Source organism: Winogradskyella sp. R77965 (assembly GCF_044594915.1).
Taxonomy (GTDB): domain Bacteria; phylum Bacteroidota; class Bacteroidia; order Flavobacteriales; family Flavobacteriaceae; genus Winogradskyella.
In genome coordinates, this window is sequence record NZ_CP138990.1 from 819,264 (window position 1) to 839,551 (window position 20,288).

At 33.0% G+C, this 20,288-nt stretch carries 22 protein-coding genes and 1 CRISPR repeat array; of the genes, 12 read left to right on the forward strand and 10 right to left on the reverse strand.

Going from position 1 to position 20,288, the window contains the following annotated elements:
• Positions 1 to 36: 36 nt before the first annotated feature.
• Entirely contained in the window at positions 37 to 1,281 is a 1,245-nt protein-coding gene (gene pepT / locus SJY34_RS03615) for a peptidase T (RefSeq protein ID WP_400078996.1), read from the forward strand.
• Positions 1,282 to 1,288: 7 nt separating this feature from the next.
• Complete coding sequence (locus SJY34_RS03620) at positions 1,289 to 1,756, forward strand: DUF1572 domain-containing protein (RefSeq protein ID WP_400078998.1); 468 nt, start codon at positions 1,289 to 1,291, stop codon at positions 1,754 to 1,756.
• Here the strand turns inward: SJY34_RS03620 and SJY34_RS03625 are convergent.
• Together SJY34_RS03625 and SJY34_RS03630 are read right to left on the reverse strand one after the other, a co-directional pair.
• Positions 1,753 to 2,379 carry a hemolysin III family protein gene (locus SJY34_RS03625; RefSeq protein ID WP_400079000.1) on the reverse strand — a complete coding sequence of 209 codons (627 nt, stop codon included), beginning with the start codon at positions 2,377 to 2,379 and terminating at the stop codon, positions 1,753 to 1,755. The genes SJY34_RS03620 and SJY34_RS03625 overlap by 4 nt on opposite strands.
• Positions 2,380 to 3,075 (reverse strand): DUF4294 domain-containing protein, encoded by a 696-nt coding sequence (locus SJY34_RS03630; RefSeq protein WP_400079002.1) that lies wholly within the window; start codon positions 3,073 to 3,075, stop codon positions 2,380 to 2,382.
• A 103-nt stretch (positions 3,076 to 3,178) separates the two neighbouring features.
• On the opposite strand from SJY34_RS03630, the gene SJY34_RS03635 reads away from it, so the two are divergent.
• From SJY34_RS03635 to SJY34_RS03670, 8 genes are all read left to right on the forward strand, one after another.
• Positions 3,179 to 4,267 (forward strand): M42 family metallopeptidase, encoded by a 1,089-nt coding sequence (locus tag SJY34_RS03635; RefSeq protein ID WP_400079003.1) that lies wholly within the window; start codon positions 3,179 to 3,181, stop codon positions 4,265 to 4,267.
• Positions 4,268 to 4,394: 127 nt separating this feature from the next.
• Complete coding sequence (locus tag SJY34_RS03640) at positions 4,395 to 5,543, forward strand: aminotransferase class V-fold PLP-dependent enzyme (protein WP_400079004.1); 1,149 nt, start codon at positions 4,395 to 4,397, stop codon at positions 5,541 to 5,543.
• Positions 5,543 to 6,094, forward strand: coding sequence for an NUDIX domain-containing protein (locus SJY34_RS03645; protein ID WP_400079006.1), 552 nt, complete (start codon positions 5,543 to 5,545; stop codon positions 6,092 to 6,094). Before SJY34_RS03640 ends, SJY34_RS03645 begins: the two co-directional genes overlap by 1 nt.
• Positions 6,091 to 6,792, forward strand: a complete 702-nt coding sequence (locus SJY34_RS03650; protein WP_400079008.1) for a PrsW family intramembrane metalloprotease — start codon at positions 6,091 to 6,093, stop codon at positions 6,790 to 6,792. Before SJY34_RS03645 ends, SJY34_RS03650 begins: the two co-directional genes overlap by 4 nt.
• Positions 6,793 to 6,847: 55 nt before the next feature.
• A complete protein-coding gene (locus tag SJY34_RS03655) occupies positions 6,848 to 7,324 on the forward strand; it encodes a biotin/lipoyl-containing protein (RefSeq protein WP_400079010.1) in 477 nt (158 codons plus the stop codon).
• A gap of 1 nt (position 7,325) precedes the next feature.
• Positions 7,326 to 8,768, forward strand: coding sequence for an acetyl-CoA carboxylase biotin carboxylase subunit (accC, locus tag SJY34_RS03660; RefSeq protein ID WP_400079012.1), 1,443 nt, complete (start codon positions 7,326 to 7,328; stop codon positions 8,766 to 8,768).
• 4 nt (positions 8,769 to 8,772) lie between these two features.
• Complete coding sequence (locus SJY34_RS03665) at positions 8,773 to 9,402, forward strand: hypothetical protein (RefSeq protein WP_400079014.1); 630 nt, start codon at positions 8,773 to 8,775, stop codon at positions 9,400 to 9,402.
• A 92-nt stretch (positions 9,403 to 9,494) separates the two neighbouring features.
• The gene (locus SJY34_RS03670) at positions 9,495 to 11,036 is read left to right on the forward strand and encodes an acyl-CoA carboxylase subunit beta (RefSeq protein ID WP_400079016.1); all 1,542 of its coding nucleotides are present in this window, start codon (positions 9,495 to 9,497) and stop codon (positions 11,034 to 11,036) included.
• A gap of 71 nt (positions 11,037 to 11,107) precedes the next feature.
• Here SJY34_RS03670 and SJY34_RS03675 read toward each other — a convergent pair whose 3' ends face one another.
• From SJY34_RS03675 to SJY34_RS03685, 3 genes are read right to left on the reverse strand one after another with little or no spacing between them, the layout of a single operon-like run.
• A complete protein-coding gene (locus tag SJY34_RS03675) occupies positions 11,108 to 11,920 on the reverse strand; it encodes an SDR family NAD(P)-dependent oxidoreductase (protein ID WP_400079018.1) in 813 nt (270 codons plus the stop codon).
• Entirely contained in the window at positions 11,917 to 12,888 is a 972-nt protein-coding gene (locus SJY34_RS03680; RefSeq protein ID WP_400079019.1) for an LLM class oxidoreductase, read from the reverse strand. Before SJY34_RS03680 ends, SJY34_RS03675 begins: the two co-directional genes overlap by 4 nt.
• Positions 12,889 to 12,909: 21 nt before the next feature.
• Entirely contained in the window at positions 12,910 to 13,584 is a 675-nt protein-coding gene (locus SJY34_RS03685) for an NAD(P)H-dependent oxidoreductase (RefSeq protein WP_400079021.1), read from the reverse strand.
• A 110-nt stretch (positions 13,585 to 13,694) separates the two neighbouring features.
• On the opposite strand from SJY34_RS03685, the gene SJY34_RS03690 reads away from it, so the two are divergent.
• Positions 13,695 to 14,039 (forward strand): winged helix-turn-helix transcriptional regulator, encoded by a 345-nt coding sequence (locus SJY34_RS03690; RefSeq protein ID WP_400079023.1) that lies wholly within the window; start codon positions 13,695 to 13,697, stop codon positions 14,037 to 14,039.
• 4 nt (positions 14,040 to 14,043) lie between these two features.
• On the opposite strand, the gene SJY34_RS03695 is transcribed toward SJY34_RS03690, so the two are convergent.
• On the reverse strand, positions 14,044 to 14,577 hold the full coding sequence (locus SJY34_RS03695) for a GNAT family N-acetyltransferase (RefSeq protein WP_400079024.1): 534 nt from the start codon (positions 14,575 to 14,577) through the stop codon (positions 14,044 to 14,046).
• Positions 14,578 to 14,582: 5 nt separating this feature from the next.
• The gene (locus SJY34_RS03700) at positions 14,583 to 15,023 is read right to left on the reverse strand and encodes a DinB family protein (RefSeq protein WP_400079026.1); all 441 of its coding nucleotides are present in this window, start codon (positions 15,021 to 15,023) and stop codon (positions 14,583 to 14,585) included.
• 70 nt (positions 15,024 to 15,093) lie between these two features.
• On the opposite strand from SJY34_RS03700, the gene SJY34_RS03705 reads away from it, so the two are divergent.
• Positions 15,094 to 16,308 (forward strand): multidrug effflux MFS transporter, encoded by a 1,215-nt coding sequence (locus tag SJY34_RS03705; protein ID WP_400079028.1) that lies wholly within the window; start codon positions 15,094 to 15,096, stop codon positions 16,306 to 16,308.
• Positions 16,309 to 16,318: 10 nt separating this feature from the next.
• Here the strand turns inward: SJY34_RS03705 and SJY34_RS03710 are convergent, their stop codons facing one another.
• Genes SJY34_RS03710 through SJY34_RS03720 form a run of 3 tightly spaced genes read right to left on the reverse strand, consistent with a single transcriptional unit; the run spans position 16,319 to position 18,878 of the window.
• On the reverse strand, positions 16,319 to 17,440 hold the full coding sequence (locus SJY34_RS03710) for an ATP-grasp domain-containing protein (RefSeq protein WP_400079030.1): 1,122 nt from the start codon (positions 17,438 to 17,440) through the stop codon (positions 16,319 to 16,321).
• Positions 17,437 to 18,507 (reverse strand): hypothetical protein, encoded by a 1,071-nt coding sequence (locus SJY34_RS03715; RefSeq protein ID WP_400079031.1) that lies wholly within the window; start codon positions 18,505 to 18,507, stop codon positions 17,437 to 17,439. The genes SJY34_RS03710 and SJY34_RS03715 overlap by 4 nt, the downstream gene beginning before the upstream one ends.
• Positions 18,508 to 18,530: 23 nt before the next feature.
• Positions 18,531 to 18,878, reverse strand: a complete 348-nt coding sequence (locus tag SJY34_RS03720) for a hypothetical protein (protein WP_400079033.1) — start codon at positions 18,876 to 18,878, stop codon at positions 18,531 to 18,533.
• 273 nt (positions 18,879 to 19,151) lie between these two features.
• Positions 19,152 to 20,259: a CRISPR direct-repeat array (repeat unit 46 nt; unit sequence GTTGTGAATTGCTTTCAGTTCCTTAATTTTATGGATAATTCGCAGA).
• Positions 20,260 to 20,288 lie beyond the last annotated feature (29 nt).

A 20,288-nucleotide genomic window follows, 5' to 3' on the forward strand; every position in this document is an offset into this window, starting at 1 on the left:
AAAGTGTTGATTATTTTTGAGTATAAAGCATTTCTAATGACACCAAAACAACATATCATAGACAGATTTATCAGCTACGTTACTATTGATACTGAATCTGATCCAAATTCAAAAACCACACCAAGTACCAAAAAGCAATGGGATTTGGCAAATAAATTAGTGGATGAACTCAAAGCAATTGGTATGAGCGATGTCAGCATCGACGATAACGCATACATCATGGCAACCTTGCCAAGTAATGTTGAGCATAAAGTACCAACTATTGGTTTTATTTCGCATTTCGATACCTCTCCAGACTTTACAGGCGCAAATGTAAAACCTCAAATTATTGAAGATTACGATGGTAAAGACATTGTACTTAATGATGAAGAAAACATTGTTTTGTCTCCAGATTATTTTGAAGACCTTTTACTTTACAAAGGTCAGACTTTAATTACTACGGACGGAACTACACTTTTAGGAGCAGATGACAAAGCTGGTATTACAGAAATAGTCACGGCTATGGAATATCTTATTAATCATCCAGAAATTAAACATGGAGCTATTAAAGTAGGTTTTACTCCAGATGAAGAAATTGGTAGAGGAGCACACAAATTTGATGTTGAAAAATTTGATGCGGATTGGGCTTACACTATGGATGGTAGCCAAATTGGTGAATTAGAATATGAGAATTTTAATGCTGCAGGTGCAAAAATTACGGCTAAAGGAAAAATTGTTCATCCTGGTTATGCCAAAGGAAAAATGGTAAATTCTATGTATTATGCTACGGAATTTATTAATGCATTACCACGATTAGAAACACCAGAGCACACAGAAGGTTACCAAGGTTTCTTTCATTTACATAGCATTGAAGGGAAAGTTGAAGAAACTACATTGAAGTATATTGTTAGAGATCATGACAAAGCGAAGTTTGATGCGCGTAAAGCATTAATGGAAAAAATTGTTTTAGATCTCAATTCAAAATTTGAGGCCGAAGTTTTTAAAATAGAGCTTACTGACCAATACTTTAACATGAAGGAAAAGGTGGAGCCTGTAATGCATATTGTAGATATTGCCGAAGAAGCAATGAAACAAATAGGTATTAAACCGCTCATTAAACCCATTAGAGGTGGAACTGACGGGTCTCAACTGTCTTACATGGGATTGCCTTGCCCTAATATTTTTGCTGGTGGCCATAATTTTCATGGACGTTATGAGTATGTGCCAGTAGAAAGTATGCAAAAAGCTGTAGAAGTGATTTGTAAAATTGCAGAGTTGACGGCCAGTAAAGCTTCATCTTAATATACTAATGAATACAACAAAACAACTAGCATTACATCTAAACCAAGTCTATTTTGGTGGTAATTGGACAGCATCAAATTTAAAAGATACCATAAAAGATGTTACACTAGAAATGGCTGTCAAAAGAGTCAATAACTTAAATACCATTCTAGCGCTTACCTATCATATTCATTATTACATAAGTGGGACTATGGATGTTTTAAAAGGAGGTGATTTAACCATTAGAGATAAATTTAGTTTCGAGCATCCAACAATACAAAGCGAAACGGAATGGAAAGACTTTCAAACTACCATCTGGTCAGAAGCTAAAGAATTTATTACTTTAATAGAAAAACTTGATAATACTATTCTTGAAACCTTTCTAGAAGAAGAAAAATATGGAACTTATTATAGAAATTTAGCTGGCATAATTGAGCACACACATTATCATTTAGGGCAAATTGTTATTATAAAAAAGATGATACTGAAGTCTTAAATAACGTGATTGAATATCATAAAAAAATGGCAAATAGCGCCTCCTAAAACAAACAAGTGCCAAATCACATGGTTATAAGGAATTCTTTGAATAGCGTAGAAAACAATTCCAATGGTATAAAACAAACCTCCAGCATACAACCACAATATGCCATTAGATCCAAGTGCTTCAGATACATTTGAAAAATCGAATATAATAAGCCAGCCCATTACTAAATATAAGAGCGTTGAAAAAACTTCAAATTTTCCAGTAAAAAAGAGTTTCAAAATAACACCAAATGCCGCAATTCCCCATACTACCCAAAAAAGTGTCCAACCTAAACTATTGGTTAAACTAATTAGTAATACTGGTGTGTAAGTACCAGCAATAAGCAGATAAATACTAATGTGATCCACAATTCTAAAATAGTGTTTACGTTTTTCACCTTTAACTGAGTGATATAATGTAGATGCTAAAAACAGAATTATTATTGAAATTCCATAAACAACAACACTAAACAGACTAAAAGGCTTATCAGGATCTACATATACAAGCAGTAATACCAATGCTGCAATTCCAAGAGCAGCACCAATACCATGCGTCCATGCATTGAGTTGTTCCTCTAGCTTTGTTTGAATTCGCATTTAACCTTTAGATTTAGGTTTAGATTCTGTCTTAGGTTTTGACCATTTATTAACGCAGGCATAAAAATCGATATCAAAAGCAGGATCTTGACGTTTCAGTCTTTCGTTTTGAAACGCACGTTGAAGAATATCTTCAATTAAATAATCCTCTTCTTCAACTAATGGATTGAATTCTTTTTTTAAGGAAATATCAAATAAACTCGCTGTATTGTTAAACCAAAAGGCACGCCAACCACTTCGCAACTCTTTAATGAGTTGAAAGGTAGTTTTGCCAGTTTGTCTATGAATCAATTTCACTAAGATTTGACCTTCCGTTTTGGTCAATTTTTTTAACTCTGCAGAGAACTCATTTTCTATGTATTTCTGAATAATCTTAGCATAGCGCTTTTTTTCACTTCTTCGATCTAATTCATCCAATCGTTTTTGCAATGCTTCTAATCGTTCTGCAGCTAACTTAGCGTAAGGATATACTTTAAGTGTTTTTCGACGTAGTATAATATATCGAATTCGCGCATCTCTATCTGCAAAATATAAGTTCGGTAGCACCATAACCTCATCTAATTCTACAGCTGTAACAGGAATAGAATCACCTTCAATAATCATATAATGCACCTGAGTTGAATCTTGTTTTACAGGATCTTCTTGGGCGAAAAGAGTCAGTGAAAAAAACAGTATTATGTAGGTAATATATTTCATGAATTTATATTATACTAAAACCATTCCAAAATTAAGAATTAATATATCCTTTAACCTTAAATTCGTATTAATATTATTATTTTTAAAGAAAAATTTTACACACATGGCTAAAAAGCAATTACTAAACAAAAAGTCGATGGACTTTTTAGAAAAATACCTAAATAACGCTTCACCTACAGGATATGAATGGGAAGGGCAAAAAATCTGGATGGATTATTTAAAACCGTACGTTGATGAATTTATTACTGACACCTATGGAACGGCAGTTGCCGTAATTAATCCAAAGGCCAAATTTAAAGTGGTTATTGAAGGACATGCAGATGAAATTTCTTGGTACGTTAACTATATTTCTGACAAAGGTTTAATCTATGTGATAAGAAATGGAGGAAGTGACCATCAAATCGCTCCAAGTAAAATTGTAGACATTCATACCAAAAAAGGCATTGTAAAAGGTGTTTTTGGGTGGCCAGCAATACATACCAGAAGCAGAGCAAAAGAAGAACCACCTAAACCAGACAATATTTGTATTGATATAGGAGCTAAGGATAAAAAAGAAGTTGACAAAATGGGAGTTCATGTAGGTTGTGTCATCACCTATCCTGATGAATTTCATATTTTGAATAAAGACAAATTTGTTTGTAGAGCCTTGGACAATAGAATGGGAGGTTTTATGATCGCTGAAGTTGCACGTTTACTTCATGAAAATAAAAAGAAACTGCCTTTTGGATTATATGTCACCAATTCTGTGCAAGAAGAAATTGGTTTGCGTGGAGCGCAAATGATTACTGAGACCATACAACCAAATGTTGCCATAGTTACTGACGTAACGCACGATACAACGACTCCAATGATTGATCCTAAAAAACAAGGTTTAGCAAAAATCGGTGATGGTCCTGTTGTGGCATATGCACCTGCAGTACAACAAAAACTAAGAGATTTAATTACAGACACTGCTGAAGAAAAGAAAATACCTTTTCAACGCGCAGCATTATCAAGAGCTACAGGGACAGATACAGATGCCTTTGCCTACAGTAATGGAGGTGTTGCTTCGGCTTTAATTTCTTTGCCATTGCGATATATGCACACCACTGTAGAAATGGTACACAAAAGTGATGTAGAAAACGTTATAAAATTGATTTACGAAACGCTCTTAAAAATAGAAGACGGAGAAACGTTTAGCTATTTTAAATAATAATACCAAAGCATATAAATAGTACACTGTCACATTGAGCGCAGTCGAAATGCTTAGGAAGTCAAAACAATGTAGTTTTCGACTGCGCTCAAACTGACATAGATTTTAAAAGCTTTTAAATATTTATATGCCACTAACTCACCTAAAAGATCAATTTGACTTTCCAGAAGATGTTGTCTATTTAAATACGGCTAGTTTTTCACCTGCTTTTAAATCGGTTGAGACTGCTGGTGTAAATGCAGTAAAAGCAAAAAGTCGTCCTGATTATTTTCAATCGTCAGATTTATTTGATCCTGTAATAGAACTTAGAAAATTATTTACAAAAATTATTGATGCAGATGACTACAATCGTGTGGTTACAATTCCCTCAGTATCTTATGGTATGGCGAATGCAGCTAGAAATATTTCACTTCAAAAAGGAGACGAAATACTTTTAGTAGAAGAACAATTCCCAAGTAATGTTTATATATGGAAAGAACTAGCGGATAAATTTGAAGCCAAAATCATTACCGTAAAACAACCAGAACATATAGCAGACTGGAATCATAAAATTCTTGAAGCTATCTCAGAAAAAACAGCTGTTGTTGCTATAGCTCATATCCATTGGGCTAATGGTTTTATATTTGATTTAAAAGCTATTAGAGAAAAAACAAAACAACACAATGCATTATTAATTATTGATGGAAGCCAATCTATTGGTGCACTACCCTTCTCTATTAAAGATATTCAACCAGATGCTTTAATTTGTGCTGGCTATAAATGGCTATTTGGCCCTTACGGTTGTGCCTACGCATATTATAGCGACTATTTTGATCATGGTAAACCCATTGAAGAGAATTGGTCCATTCGTTTAGGAAGCGAAAATTTATCTGGTTTAACCCAATACCAATACGAATACAAACCAAAATCGCAACGCTATGCTGCAGGAGAATCTGCAAGTTTTATTTATATAAAAATGCAAATGGCAGCTTTAAAAGAAATTTTAAGCATTAATCCTCAAAATTTACAAGAATATTGTAATGCTATCACTGAAGATGCATTAGTACAACTAAAAAACATTGGCTTTCGAAGTGAGGCACCAGAACTTAGAGCAAAACATTTGTTCGGTATAAGAATTCCAAGAACTATTGATTTAGAAAAATTAAAGAAAGAACTGAAAAATGCAAATATCATTGTATCGTTCAGAGGCGATTACATTCGTCTGTCTTGTCACTTGTTTAATACCAAAGCACATTTTGAAAAACTAGTTAAAACCATAACATTAGTCACACCATAATGGATGAATATATCGACATAGTAAATTCATCAGGAGAACCAACTGGCAAAACCGCTTTAAAATCTGAAGCGCATAAAAATGGTTGGTACCATAACACTATTCATTTATGGCTATACACATCGAAGGGTGAAATTTTATTACAGCAACGTTCGCATAAAAAAGAAATTCATCCTTTACTTTGGGATGTTTCTGCTGCTGGTCATATTGATGCAGGCGAATCTTTTATTAATGCAGCTTTGAGAGAGACCAAAGAAGAAGTAGGATTAACGTTAAAGGCTGAAAATGTTCAGAAAATCGGAACTTTTCTTCATGAAACCAATTATGGTACAATTCAAGATAATGAATTTCATCAGGTCTATATTGCAGAATTAAAAATAGAACTTAACCAACTCATTCCCCAACCACAAGAAGTTGAAGCCTTAAAACTCGTTTCATTTAATGAATTTGAAAACTTATTAAAGCATAGCGAAACAAATAATCATTTTATTCCAAGCAATACATCGTATTATATATTTGTTCTTAATACTATTAAAGACCATCTAAAATCATGACTTTACTCCTATTCGCAGTTGCACCAGTAATGGCCATTATTGTATATATCTATTTTCAAGATAAATACGAAAAAGAACCAGCGGGCTTACTTATTGCGAGTTTTCTTTTTGGTGCAATAGTTAGTATCATCATTGTTACAATCTTATATTTATTTACTGGACATTTTATTCCTATAACTGATGAATTTAGCGTGTGGCAACAATTTATACAAGCTTTCGTAGTGGTTGCATTGTCTGAAGAATTTAGCAAATATGTAATCGTAAAATATTTTAACCAACCAAAAAAAGCCTTTAACGAACCTTATGACGGCATTATCTATGCAGTCATGGTATCCATGGGTTTTGCTTGTACAGAAAACATTATGTATGTGTTAGAAGGAGGTTATCAAACAGCCATTTTAAGAGCTTTTACTGCTGTACCTGCACATGCAACCTTCGGAATTCTAATGGGTTACTTTATGGGAAAGGCCAAGTTTTCCAACAATAGATTTAAATTAAATATGGCTGGATTATTTTTAGCCGTTTTGTTTCATGGAGCCTATGACTTTTTCTTATTTATAGGATTTATTCCAGGAATTTCTATTGGAGCATTTATATCATTAATAATTGGTATCTTTTTATCGCGAAAAGCAATAAAACGACATCAAGAAAATTCGCATTTTAAAACGCCTCAAAAAACAATTGAAGAACATGATTAATTTCATGTTTTTAGAGCCTTTTAATGTATAATTTTAACCTCTTAAAAATGTAACTATGTATAAAATTAAAGTGAATGCTTCGCATCAATTTGATCTTTCCAAAACAGATGCTGAAGCGCTTGACTGTATTGAAATTACTGACAATACGTATCACATACTTCAAGAAAACAGTTCTACTAAAGCAACTATCTTAGATACAAACTTCAATAAAAAACTTTATACGGTTAAAGTGAATAATAATATTTATGAAGTTAACATAAATGATACTTTAGATCAACAAATTGAAGCTTTAGGTTTTGAAGTTGGAAAATCTAAAAAAGTAAACGATATAAAGGCACCAATGCCAGGATTGATTTTAGAAATTAATGTCAATGAAGGGCAAGAAGTTAAAGAGGATGAAGCTTTATTAATTCTCGAAGCCATGAAAATGGAAAATGTAATAAATTCACCTCGAGACGGAGTTATAAAATCAATCAAGGTGAAACAAACTGAGACTGTAGATAAGAATGCACTTTTAATAGAATTCGAATAGTATGAAAAAAATATTAGTAGCTAATCGAGGAGAAATTGCCATTCGTGTAATGCGAACAGCAAAAAAAATGGGTATTAAAACTGTTGCCGTATATTCTGAAGCAGATAGAAATGCGCTGCATGTGAGGTATGCAGACCAAGCTGTTTGCATTGGCCCTGCTCCATCAAACCAATCTTACTTAAGAGGAGATAAAATTATAGAGGTAGCTAAAGCATTAGATGTAGATGGCATTCATCCTGGATATGGTTTTTTGAGTGAAAACGCTGATTTTGCTGAATTGGCAGAAAAAAATAATATCATATTCATTGGTCCACGTTCTAAAGCAATTAAGATGATGGGAGATAAATTGGCGGCTAAAGATGCTGTTAAGGATTATGATATCCCAATGGTACCTGGTGTTGATAGAGCAGTTACAGATCCAACTGAAGCCGTTCAGATTGCTAAAGAGATTGGATTCCCCATTCTTATAAAAGCAGCTGCAGGTGGCGGTGGAAAGGGAATGCGGGTTGTTGAAAAAGAAAAGGATGTTGAAGAACAAATGAAGCGCGCCATTAGCGAGGCAACTTCAGCTTTTGGTGATGGTTCCGTCTTTGTAGAAAAATATGTCACTTCACCTAGACATGTCGAAATACAGGTTATGGCAGATAGTCATGGAAATATTTTACATTTCTTTGAACGCGAATGTTCGGTACAACGTCGCCATCAAAAGGTAGTTGAAGAAGCTCCTTCTGCTGTTTTAACTCCAAAATTAAGAGAAGAGATGGGACAAGCTGCGATTAACGTAGCACGCTCCTGTGATTATCTTGGTGCTGGTACTGTGGAGTTTTTATTAGACGCAGATCACAATTTCTATTTCTTAGAAATGAATACAAGACTTCAGGTAGAACATCCTGTTTCTGAATGGATTGCTGGTGTTGATTTGGTAGAACTTCAAATCAAAGTAGCAAGAGGAGAGCAACTAGTCCTCAAACAAGAGGATCTAAAAATTAATGGTCATGCTTTAGAACTCAGAGTTTATGCTGAGGATCCTATGAATGACTTTTTGCCTAGTGTTGGTAATTTAGAAGTTTATCAATTACCCGAAGGAGATAACATACGTGTAGACAATGGTTTTGAGGAAGGTATGGATATTCCTATTTATTATGACCCAATGCTATCGAAGTTGATTACTTATGGAGATACACGAGAAGAAGCCATAGAACTTATGATAAAAGCCATTGACAATTACCATATTAAAGGTGTTGAAACCACTTTAGCATTTGGACGTTTTGTTTGTGAACACGAGGCTTTTAGAAGTGGTAATTTTGACACACACTTTGTAAAGAAGTACTACTCACCTAGCCTATTAGAAGAACAGCATAAAAAAGAAGCTGAGATTGCTGCAAAAATTGCATTGAAGCAATATTTAGAAGATCAGAAATTATTGAGAGTCCCTAGTAAATAATTGTATGAAAACGAATAAAATTAGACCATTACTTTTATTGATCGGTATTTCTGTCCTAACTCACTCTTGCAAAAGTTTGAAATCTCAAAAGAAATCTACCGAATCAAAATTTGATCAATTATTTCTTTATCAAAATGGTAAAGAGAAAATTATATCTCAAGAAAGTGAATCAATTACCATAGACAAAAACAACTTTTCACTTAGATTTTATAACAAAAAATATAATTCAGAAGCCAAAGAATATTATTCAGCGCAAGTAGCTGCTTTTCTTGATATAGAAGATTTGGATAAAGTCAAAATTGGAATGAAGAAACAAGAATTAAGTTGTTTTAATTCTGGTTCTGGAATGGCGCCGGATTATAGTGGGAAATATGAAAATTTAATCTTCAATAGTACGGGCAGTCATTATTTAATTTATAAAAATTCTGATAGTAAAAGATTAAACCTACTCAATTCAATAAATGAATATCAAAAATTAGAATTTGAAATTAATCGTTTGTATTATAATAATGCATCAGTTTCGATGAAAGACACCCAATTATCTACTTTTTATTTAGCAATTTTAATTGATAGAAATTTAAATGGAGTCATTGAGAACAATGAGTTGACTAAAATGATAATCCAACTCAACTAGTTTCTGAATCAAGTTCAGTATAACAAAACATAAAAAAAAGATAAAACATACAGCTTTGCGCCTTTTGGGCCTTTGCGAGAAAAGAATATAAAATGGACAACAAAATAAAAGCACTTAACGATAAACTAGCCTTAGCCAAATTAGGAGGAGGTCAAGCCAGAATAGATAAGCAACACGCTAAGAAAAAGTTAACAGCAAGAGAACGTGTTATGTATTTACTAGACGGAGGTTCTTTTGAAGAAATTGGAGCTTTAGTGACACATAGAACTAAAGACTTCGGTATGGCAAATCAGCAATTTTATGGAGATGGCGTGGTTACTGGTTATGGCACTGTTAATGGTAGATTAATCTATGTCTTTGCTCAAGATTTCACTGTGTTTGGTGGCTCTTTATCCGAAACACATGCCGAGAAAATCTGTAAGATTATGGATATGGCCGTTAACGTTGGTGCACCTATAATTGGACTCAATGATTCTGGTGGAGCTCGTATTCAAGAAGGTGTACGTTCGTTAGGTGGTTATGCAGATATCTTTTACAGAAATGTACAATCTTCTGGAGTTATTCCTCAGATTTCTGCCATTATGGGTCCTTGTGCTGGTGGTGCTGTTTACTCACCTGCTATGACCGATTTTACATTGATGGTACAAGACACTAGTTATATGTTTGTAACTGGTCCTAATGTTGTAAAAACAGTAACGAACGAAGAAGTAACAAGTGAAGAACTTGGTGGAGCTTCTGTACATTCATCAAAATCTGGTGTAGCACATAAAACCTCAGCGAATGATGTAGAGTGTTTAGAAGATGTGAAACAACTATTAAGTTATTTACCACAGAGTAATAAAGAGAAGCCTCAAGATTTAGATTTCGAAATTAAAGAAGAAATAAGAGATGTTTTAGATACCATTGTACCAGAAAATGCGAATAAACCTTATGACATGCATCAGGTTATTAATGGTATTATAGACGAAGACTCGTTTTATGAAATTCATAAAGACTTTGCTGAGAATATTATCGTAGGTTTTGCACGATTAGGTGGAAAATCTGTTGGTATTGTTGCCAATCAACCTATGTTTTTGGCTGGTGTATTAGATGTAGACAGTTCAACAAAAGCTGCTCGTTTTGTGCGTTTCTGTGACTGTTTTAATATTCCGTTATTGGTCTTAGAAGATGTTCCAGGATTTTTACCAGGAACTGATCAAGAATGGAATGCCATTATCACTAATGGAGCAAAACTATTATATGCATTTTCTGAAGCTACAGTACCAAGAATTACTGTTATTACAAGAAAAGCCTATGGAGGAGCTTACGATGTTATGAACTCTAAACATATCGGAGCGGACATGAACTTTGCTTGGCCTAATGCCGAAATTGCTGTAATGGGAGCTAAAGGTGCAGCTGAAATTATCTTTAAGCGTGAAATTTCTAAAGCAGATGATAAAGAAGCTAAATGGAAAGAAAAAGAAGCTGAATATGCGGAACTCTTTGCAAATCCTTACAGTGCTGCCGAACGTGGTTTTGTAGATGAAGTGATTCTACCTCATAATACAAGACGAAAATTGATAAAAGCATTTAGTATGCTTGAAAATAAAGAAGTTGTGAAACCTCAGCGTAAGCATGGGAATATTCCTTTGTAAATAAAAACTAAGTCATAAAAAAAATGGTTTGAGTGATTATTCAAACCGTTTTTGTTTTCCAGATAAAATATTTAAAACTTAAGAACAACTTTAGTGTTTTTAATCAATTCAGAAATTAAATCTTCATTATAAGCATCTGAATGTGCTGGACTAAAAATACCTTTTGGATTGCCTTTGTCATTATCAAAATATTTTCCTGTGATTCCTTTGAACTCATCAGATACTGCCAATTCATATAAAACATCTGATCCTTTTGTCGCTGGCGACCAATGTTGCCCATAAGCTTCATTTGCCATACGTGTGTTCAAAAGTGAACCTGGATTTACAGCAACTACAGAAATATTTTCAAAGCGTTCTGCCAAGTTAAAGCTCCACATCGTTAATGCTAATTTGCTTTGAGCATAAGCTTCACTTTCGTTAATTGAGGCGTCTCCGTTTAAAGCACCAATTCTAACTGGTGATTGTGCCGCAGAACTTAAATTAATTATTCTTGTATGTTCTCCAGCTTCAAGCAAAGGTAACAGCGCATTTGTTAACACATAAGGTGCGAAATAATTCACAGCAAAACGAATATCTAATCCGTCTTTTGTTTTTTGAACTGGACTTTTAAAAATGCCAGCATTATTTATTAATACATCAATTTTTGAAAGTTTTTCTAGTATATCCTTTGACATACTTCTGACTGCATTTATGTCTGAAAAGTCCGCAACAAAACCATCTATATTCATATTATTAGACGCCTCTTTTACTTCAGCTATAACCTTATCTAACTTTTCTGGATTTCTACCATGTAAGTATATCTCATGACCATCTTTTGCTAATTGAATCGCTGCTAATTTTCCGATACCATCGGTACTTCCGGTTATTACAATTGTTTTACTCATACTGTTGATTCTTGTTTTAATTCTGAATGAAAATGTGGCAATACTTTTTCTGCCAGTTGTTGTAATGTATCTTCAATTTTGTTTTTATTGAAGCGTAAATTTATCGCTACATGATTAACACCTATCTCTTGTAAATTCTTAAAATAATTCACTAAATGATTTGCGCCAATCTTAAATCCTAGATGAATCGGTTCTGGTCTAAAATTATCATCTTCTTGTAAATCTACATATAAGGGTTGCATAAACGGTTTACTATACGCTTGAGGAATCAATTCTCTCCACTGTCTTATGGTATGCTGTTGCTGATATAAATTTCGAGGATAATACATCCAACCATCACCATGCTCAGCATTCCATTCTAAAGATTGTTGACTGTAACCTGTAATCAACATCGGAATTTTATGCGTTGTTGCTTTTGGTAAAACATCAATATCACCTTTTAAAGTTCCAAAGTGATTATTTTCTATAGCTGGAAAATCCTCTTGAGTTTTTCTAATATAGTCAAAAGCATCTCGGAATAATTCGCCACGCTTTTCATAATCTATAGCCATTGCAGGATATTCATCATAGCGATCTCCCGAAGCTACTCCTAAAATTACTCTTCCGCCAGATAATTGGTCTATAGTTGTTACAGATTTAGCTGCATGCACAGGATGATGCAAAGGCAAAGCAATACTAGAAATTCCTAAGGCTATTTTTGATGTTTGTCCGGCTAAATATCCTAAATATGTAAATGGATCATAGGTTTGACCTGCATCACCAAAAGAAGGCACATGAAAAGGCACATCTCTAATCCATAAGGCTTTAAATCCAAGCTCTTCAATCAGTTTAACGCGCTCTAAATGATGTTGCATAATTGGTACAGAACTATTTGCATAATTCTCAATAGGCACTACTACTCCAACACTCAACTTATTAAGCTGAAATGTATTATTAAATCCTTTATTTATAGTTTCAAAAGCCTCCATTAAACAACTTTACTTTTACACTTATTTCCAAGTTACAATCTCCTCTAATGGTCTTCTGGTTTTAGCGTGTGGTGGTTCTGCTTTTCTATAACCAAAAGCTGCCATGTAAGACAAGCCGTATTTATCGGTATCGACTCCAAATTTTTCTTGTAACAAAGCGTTTACTTTATCCTCATGAAAACCTTCTATCGGACAACTATCTATGCCAACTAGTGCAGCAGAAGTCATCATGTTTGCTAAAGCGATATAGGTTTGCTTAGAAGCCCAATCAAATAGCTTCTTATCTGAATCTAAATTAAAATCACTTTCTTGAAATTCTCTGTAGAACTTAGAATACATTTCAATTACATCCTCTGGGAATTGTTTCACTTCTTTCATCATATGCATAATATAGTCAGAGTCCCATTTTGTCATTGGTGCTTTCATACTTAAACCTAAAATAAAATGACTTGCAGTATCTAATTTTAATGGAGCTCCCCAAGCCACTGGCTTGAGTAATTCTCTTAACTCTTGATCTTGAACTACTACAAAATGCCAAGGTTCAAAACCAAAAGAACTTGGTGATAGATTTGCTGCTTTTAAAATAAAATTGATATCATCATCGGTTAACTTTTTAGTAGCATCAAACTCTTTACAAGCATGTCTGAATTGAAATGCTTTTAAAATATCTTCTTTAGAAATGTTTGATTTATTCATTATTTATTACAATTAATATTAAACTATACTTTTTATAGTAGCAAAACTAAGTATAGTTTTTTATCTTTGCAATAACGGTCAAAAATGATAGTACAATTTAATTACATAAAATGATGGTAGAAACACTTCAAAAAACATATACTTATAATGGTAAAGAATATCCGTGTTGCGCAAGTCTTACTATGGGTGTTATTGGAGGGAAATGGAAGACTGTAATTCTCTATCACCTTATAAATGGTACGTTACGTTATAATGAATTACGTAAATTGATGCCAACTGTAACTGAGCGCACCTTAAGTTTACAGCTAAAAAAATTAGAAGAGGATAAGATTATTGAGCGTAAAGTATATACTAAAAAACCACCTTTAAAAGTAGAATATAAATTAACTCCGTTAGGCAAAACCTTAGTACCGATAATTGAGTCTATTGCAGAATGGGGAAATTCAGTTTCTTAATTTTTTAATCAAAAACACGACCATAATAATTTAAATCCACAATTTCACCTTTTGTAGTTCTGTAGTCTTTTCGGATAGTGCCTTCTAGCTCGAATCCGTTTTTAAGGATTACAGCAATACTGCCCTTGTTTCTGGAGTTAGCTCTGCATAAAAGCTTTATAAACCTATACTCGTTAACGATATGGTCAATTACTAAATTTGTGGCTTTAGACACTATGCCTTTTCCTTCATAGTTACTATCAATAAAAGAACCAAGTTCTGCCTTGGGAACATTCATATCAATATTTTTAACATCAACTAAACCAATAAATTTATTCGTATTTATATCCGTAATCATATAAGGTAAATAACTTACTTTTTCTATTCGTTCTTGAATTTGGTTACAATAATTAATAGTATCTACCAGTGTCCTAGTTTTAGAAAGTGTTCCTGCGAAAAAATCTTCAAGGCGACTTCTATTGGTTTCAATCAAGTTAAAAAACGCTTTGCTTTCATCTGGTTGTAACAATTCAATTTTAAAGTTTTCAAAAGTCATCATATCTTTTATTTATCTAATAAACGTCTATGGTAATTAATTTGTCCTAAATGATAGGCTAAATGCATTGCTAAATGAGATAGGAAATATTCAGTCGTCATTGGTTCTTTGCGATGTTTGTATTCTTGCTGTAAATCTTCATCTGTTAATCGATTTAATACGTTTTCAACAACAACGATAGCATCTTCTACCTGTTTAATCAATTCGGATTTTGGAACACCTTTAAGTGAAAACTCTAAATCACGTTGCCTCACATAGCCTGTATTTCCGAGTGCTGCACCTATGAAATGATTTAAGTTTCCTATAAGATGAAGGCATAAAGTACCTGCTGAATTAGTAACTGAGCCATCAACTTTCCACAGATTTTCTTCATTTTTATATAAATTGATTTCTTCTTTTAAAGTATTTAAATCTCTCTTAAATAACTTTACTAAAGTAGTTGTGTGCATACTATGTTGGTATAGAATATTAATATAACTTCTAATCAAAAATAGGCATTAATTGGTTTACTTTTGTGCCATGCAAAACCAACAACGTTCGCAAATAGAATTTGTCGTCTTAATGGCTGCTTTAATGTCTATAGTAGCGCTATCAATTGATGCCGTGTTACCTGCACTTCCAACAATTGGAAATTATTTAAGCAGCTTAGGTGATGTAGAAAATCAAAAAATGATTACGCTTATTTTTTTAGGGCTTGGCGTTGGTCAGCTTATATTCGGACCACTCTCGGATAGTTTTGGACGTAAACCAATGGTTTATTTTGGTTTTGGTGTTTTTGTTGTCGCCTCAATTATTTGTATCACTACCAAAAACTTTGAAATGATGCTTTTTGGTCGAATTCTACAAGGTATAGGTTTATCATCACCCAGGACCATGTGTATTGCTATTGTCAGAGACTCCTACAGTGGAGACCATATGGCTAAGATTCTATCAATTGTAGTCATGACATTTATCTTAGTGCCTGTAGTTGCTCCAATGCTAGGACAGTTTTTATTATTTCAATTTGGTTGGAAATCTATATTTACTTTCAATTTAGCTTTTGGTTTTTTAGTACTCATATGGTTTTGGAGACGGCAACCAGAAACCCTTCACAAAGAATATAAAAAATCCTTTAGTCTTTCTATTTTTAAAACAGGTACAATAGCTTTTTTTAAAATCAAATCTGCAATAATTTATACTTTGTTATCTGGTTTCATCACAGGTTCGTTTATGGTCTATTTAAGTACTTCGCAACAAATTTTTCAGCAACAATATAATTTAGCAGAATACTTTCCTTATATTTTTGCAAGCTTGGCTATAACAATAGGATTAGCAACATATTTCAATAGTGTTTTGGTAATGCGATTTGGTATGAAAAATTTAGTGAATTTAGCTTTAATCGCCTTTATTATAATTTCTCTATTGTATGTTTTACTGCATTGGTCTGGAAAAAATCCGAGTATTGAAGTATTATTATTATTCTTAAGTCTGCAATTTGCGAGTGTAGCCTTTTTATTTGGTAATCTTAGAGCTTTAGCCATGGAACCAATGGGACATATAGCAGGTATAGGTTCTGCTTTAAATGGTTTTATTTCTACAGTTATGGCAGTACCAATTGCGAATTATATCGGAAGCTTTGTAAAAGATTCAGTGGTACCACTTTTTGTTGGTTTTGTGGTATGTGGAGTCATTTCTATAGTGTTATTTTATTTTAATAGTAAACGAGTTTCTAAATTAGTTAGTATAAAGAAATAGTAATTAAGTTCTACCTTCGTCTTAATATCACTCTGGTGCGTTTGATAAATCTTGCTATTGTGGGAAGCGGATCTTTAAAAATATAACACAACGTTGTATGCTTCCTTAAAAATGACCAATTGAAAAGAATAGAAGGCTTTTGGTTAATAAGCTTTACTAAACCCTTTATATTGTAATGCTTAATCTTCTTGTAGGTACTCACCTTAAACGGAATATTTTTTGCTAATAAACAATATAAATATGGAAAATTATAACCAGCGGCTAGCGCTCCTTCCATTGAGCCCCAAAACCTACCGTTAACTTCTATAACCTTAAATACTTTAGTTTTTTTATCATATCTAAGATCTATGTGCGCAACACCAGTCCATTTTAGAGAAGTCATTAAGGCTCTTACAATTTCTAGCAGTTTTTCTTCTTGTAAAAATTGCAGCCCTATAGCTGGTGCAAACTTTCTGTTTTCAAAAAGAATACCTTTTTGGATTATATGCAACAAAACAACTCCATCTTTACACAATACACTGCAATCAATATCATAACCTTCAATAAACTCTTGCAAAACGTAAGTTGAAGAAAATGATTTTAAAAAACGATGAGTGTCGTCTTTATTTGACAAAACTTTTATACCATACCCATCTATGCTTCTAGAAGGTTTAGCAATAATAGGGTAACCTAGTTGATTTATTTCGGGATAATTATCGCCAGGTACCACTACTATAGTTTTTGGGCAATTAATACTAAATTTCGTTAAGTGAGTCGCCAAATTGGCCTTATCAATAGCTGTCTTGTAATTTTCGAGCGATGGAAAGGGCACTAAAGTATGACTAGCTTTAAGTTGCGTCCTATGTTTAATTAGCTTTTCAATACTTTTTTCTTGAATAGGTAAAATAATATCAATTTGATTTTGCAAAACATAGTTGTCAATTTCATGCAGCCACTCCTTAGGTGATGTGGTTTTAATTATATTGAAAGATTTTAAATGTCTTGAATAGCTAATAGGAACATTTTTTTTATTTGATAAAACATGAATACTTACATTTTTACAAGCCGACAAGCAAGAGACGACCTGAAAAAGTAATGCATGCTCACCATCTGGAATGAGAACTGAACAATTAAAATCACTTTTAGAACTCATACTCTTTTTAGTTTTCTGTTTTGCCAGAAATATGGAAGTAACAGCATTAAAAACAACCAAAACAAAAACAACAATCCGATGTATTTAGAAAAACCATTGAATAGGTATCTAATCGCCATTTCAAAAACTAAAATCAATACAAAAAAACCATTATATTGAAGTAAAACACCAGTAAAGGCTGCCCAATTAGAGAACTTTTTATCCTCCATATTTATATAAAGATTAGCATCTATTTTGGAATTTTGTTTTAATAAAACTCTATTATCCCAATCTAAAAATGATAAAAGTTTTAACCACTTAAAATGCTGAATCGATTTTATCTGCAATACCGATTGACGTTTTGGCCAAACTAAAAATGCAATAAGAACAATAAGAATATCTTCCATAAAAATCCCAAAGGTTTCACCAGTAAACGTAAACAACAGAGTATGAAATACCAATATGATACTAATGGCAACACGTCTTAATCTTGGGATAAAAAGACAAATTGCGATAAAAAATTCTGAAAGCATAGCCATATATGAGAGTAATTTTGCCAATAATAAATCTGGCAGTTCTTTAGCAAATGATAAATACAATGAATTTTCTAGAGCTGTTCCTAGCCAATTATGCATAAATTGTCCTAACCACCAATCCACTTGAAACACTTTATTTATTAGGGCTCCAACATAAACAACGCCCAATTGCATGTAAATTAACCAGGGTGATTTATTTTTATCTGAGAGACCTGATAAAAGCAACATACAACCAACAATGAATAAGTGATTTCTAAATAGTGGTTTTGAAGCCAAAAGATTTAAAATTATAAGTACTCCAAGCAATGCAGACATCATTCTTACCTTAATATTAAAACATAGGCTTACACTGAAAATCAAAAAAAGTGCTTTTGATATATATTCAAATACATTAGGATATGCATTAAAGCCATCTAACAATGATATGATTGGTAAAAATGGATCGCTTAAATAGAAATAAAAACTATGCGCGTATAATAAAAGCACAAAGATTTTGCACATTAATAGTAGATTTGGTGCCATATCTGTACCCTCTACTTTAAATAATTGCATTATAAAAAGTCTAGAACTTGAGGTCAAGGCTGCCATTGCTTCTGTTTATGTCCATTAGTCTTATAAACTATTATTACAGACGCATTATCATTGACTCCATACGTTTTTTCATATTGTCTAACCAAAGAAAAAATATTATCCATACTCCTTGCTTCCCACCCTTTAGAACTATATCTGTAGCGTTTACTTATTTCATTCTTTGTAAGTACTTTGCCTTCTATGCTTACTTTAATTTCATAATAAGAGTGCTCATCATAAGGAGCCCAACAAAATAAGCGCTCTGGAATAAATCTGGCGTAAACTATGGATGTCAGTTGAAGAAAGAGAAAAAGGACACCAACAATTAAACCCAAATGTTTAAATGTATTCAAAATGTAATGTTTAGCTAATTACTTCTAAAATAAATAAAATGATTCAAAATTAGACTAAAAACATTGATGAAATGCATATAAATCAGTACAATACGGGCTTCTACTACATATTTTTAATTCTAAAATATCTCTAAATTACCTTTTCCTTCTCTAATAATCTCTGGTGGACTAATTGATAAATCAATTATTGTTGAAGCTTCATTTCCTCCATAACCTCCGTCGATAACAATATCAACTAGGTTGTCCCACTTCTAAAGAATAAATTCTGAGTCTGTGGTGTATTGCTTTCAGTTCCTTAATTTTATGGATAATTCGCAGATGACCTTAATGATATAAATGATTGGTCAATGTTGTGAATTGCTTTCAGTTCCTTAATTTTATGGATAATTCGCAGACAGACAATTGCAAGGAAAGGGTAGCCGCAAGTTGTGAATTGCTTTCAGTTCCTTAATTTTATGGATAATTCGCAGAGTATTAAAATTCCAATAGCTATCCACATTAGTTGTGAATTGCTTTCAGTTCCTTAATTTTATGGATAATTCGCAGAGTGATTTAGAAATGCCAGAACCGAGTGTAGTTGTGAATTGCTTTCAGTTCCTTAATTTTATGGATAATTCGCAGATACAGTCCGAAATTAAATTGTTAATTCTTAGTTGTGAATTGCTTTCAGTTCCTTAATTTTATGGATAATTCGCAGAACCTTTTAAAAAATCCAACACATGAGTAAGTTGTGAATTGCTTTCAGTTCCTTAATTTTATGGATAATTCGCAGAAATTGATTTTTCTTTAGCCAGGTACTCGTAGTTGTGAATTGCTTTCAGTTCCTTAATTTTATGGATAATTCGCAGACCTTTTTTATTAGAAAGTGAAGATGAATTAGTTGTGAATTGCTTTCAGTTCCTTAATTTTATGGATAATTCGCAGATTTGCTGGAGAGACTTTAGAGCTTACCAAGGTTGTGAATTGCTTTCAGTTCCTTAATTTTATGGATAATTCGCAGATGAATTACACTTATCAAAACCAGATGGTGTGTTGTGAATTGCTTTCAGTTCCTTAATTTTATGGATAATTCGCAGATTTACGACCGTTATTAGTCATAGTGTAATTGTTGTGAATTGCTTTCAGTTCCTTAATTTTATGGATAATTCGCAGAACAAGCGCAACAGAACACTGATAATGCTGAGTTGTGAATTGCTTTCAGTTCCTTAATTTTATGGATAATTCGCAGATAAATCTCGTTCTAACCTTAATTCAACCAAGTTGTGAATTGCTTTCAGTTCCTTAATTTTATGGATAATTCGCAGACAAAACTCTTTAATCTAATTCCATTGACCCGTTGTGAATTGCTTTCAGTTCCTTAATTTTATGGATAATTCGCAGAATACTTGCTGTAACTAGCTGGTATTCTGC

Excerpts from the sequence above, each read along its gene's own strand:
- pepT (WP_400078996.1), top strand. The coding sequence starts at position 37 with ATGACACCAAAACAACATATCATAGACAGATTTATCAGCTACGTTACT.
- SJY34_RS03620 (WP_400078998.1), top strand. The coding sequence starts at position 1,289 with ATGAATACAACAAAACAACTAGCATTACATCTAAACCAAGTCTATTTT.
- SJY34_RS03625 (WP_400079000.1), bottom strand. The coding sequence starts at position 2,379 with ATGCGAATTCAAACAAAGCTAGAGGAACAACTCAATGCATGGACGCAT.
- SJY34_RS03630 (WP_400079002.1), bottom strand. The coding sequence starts at position 3,075 with ATGAAATATATTACCTACATAATACTGTTTTTTTCACTGACTCTTTTC.
- SJY34_RS03635 (WP_400079003.1), top strand. The coding sequence starts at position 3,179 with ATGGCTAAAAAGCAATTACTAAACAAAAAGTCGATGGACTTTTTAGAA.
- SJY34_RS03640 (WP_400079004.1), top strand. The coding sequence starts at position 4,395 with ATGCCACTAACTCACCTAAAAGATCAATTTGACTTTCCAGAAGATGTT.
- SJY34_RS03645 (WP_400079006.1), top strand. The coding sequence starts at position 5,543 with ATGGATGAATATATCGACATAGTAAATTCATCAGGAGAACCAACTGGC.
- SJY34_RS03650 (WP_400079008.1), top strand. The coding sequence starts at position 6,091 with ATGACTTTACTCCTATTCGCAGTTGCACCAGTAATGGCCATTATTGTA.
- SJY34_RS03655 (WP_400079010.1), top strand. The coding sequence starts at position 6,848 with ATGTATAAAATTAAAGTGAATGCTTCGCATCAATTTGATCTTTCCAAA.
- accC (WP_400079012.1), top strand. The coding sequence starts at position 7,326 with ATGAAAAAAATATTAGTAGCTAATCGAGGAGAAATTGCCATTCGTGTA.
- SJY34_RS03665 (WP_400079014.1), top strand. The coding sequence starts at position 8,773 with ATGAAAACGAATAAAATTAGACCATTACTTTTATTGATCGGTATTTCT.
- SJY34_RS03670 (WP_400079016.1), top strand. The coding sequence starts at position 9,495 with ATGGACAACAAAATAAAAGCACTTAACGATAAACTAGCCTTAGCCAAA.
- SJY34_RS03675 (WP_400079018.1), bottom strand. The coding sequence starts at position 11,920 with ATGAGTAAAACAATTGTAATAACCGGAAGTACCGATGGTATCGGAAAA.
- SJY34_RS03680 (WP_400079019.1), bottom strand. The coding sequence starts at position 12,888 with ATGGAGGCTTTTGAAACTATAAATAAAGGATTTAATAATACATTTCAG.
- SJY34_RS03685 (WP_400079021.1), bottom strand. The coding sequence starts at position 13,584 with ATGAATAAATCAAACATTTCTAAAGAAGATATTTTAAAAGCATTTCAA.
- SJY34_RS03690 (WP_400079023.1), top strand. The coding sequence starts at position 13,695 with ATGATGGTAGAAACACTTCAAAAAACATATACTTATAATGGTAAAGAA.
- SJY34_RS03695 (WP_400079024.1), bottom strand. The coding sequence starts at position 14,577 with ATGATGACTTTTGAAAACTTTAAAATTGAATTGTTACAACCAGATGAA.
- SJY34_RS03700 (WP_400079026.1), bottom strand. The coding sequence starts at position 15,023 with ATGCACACAACTACTTTAGTAAAGTTATTTAAGAGAGATTTAAATACT.
- SJY34_RS03705 (WP_400079028.1), top strand. The coding sequence starts at position 15,094 with ATGCAAAACCAACAACGTTCGCAAATAGAATTTGTCGTCTTAATGGCT.
- SJY34_RS03710 (WP_400079030.1), bottom strand. The coding sequence starts at position 17,440 with ATGAGTTCTAAAAGTGATTTTAATTGTTCAGTTCTCATTCCAGATGGT.
- SJY34_RS03715 (WP_400079031.1), bottom strand. The coding sequence starts at position 18,507 with ATGCAATTATTTAAAGTAGAGGGTACAGATATGGCACCAAATCTACTA.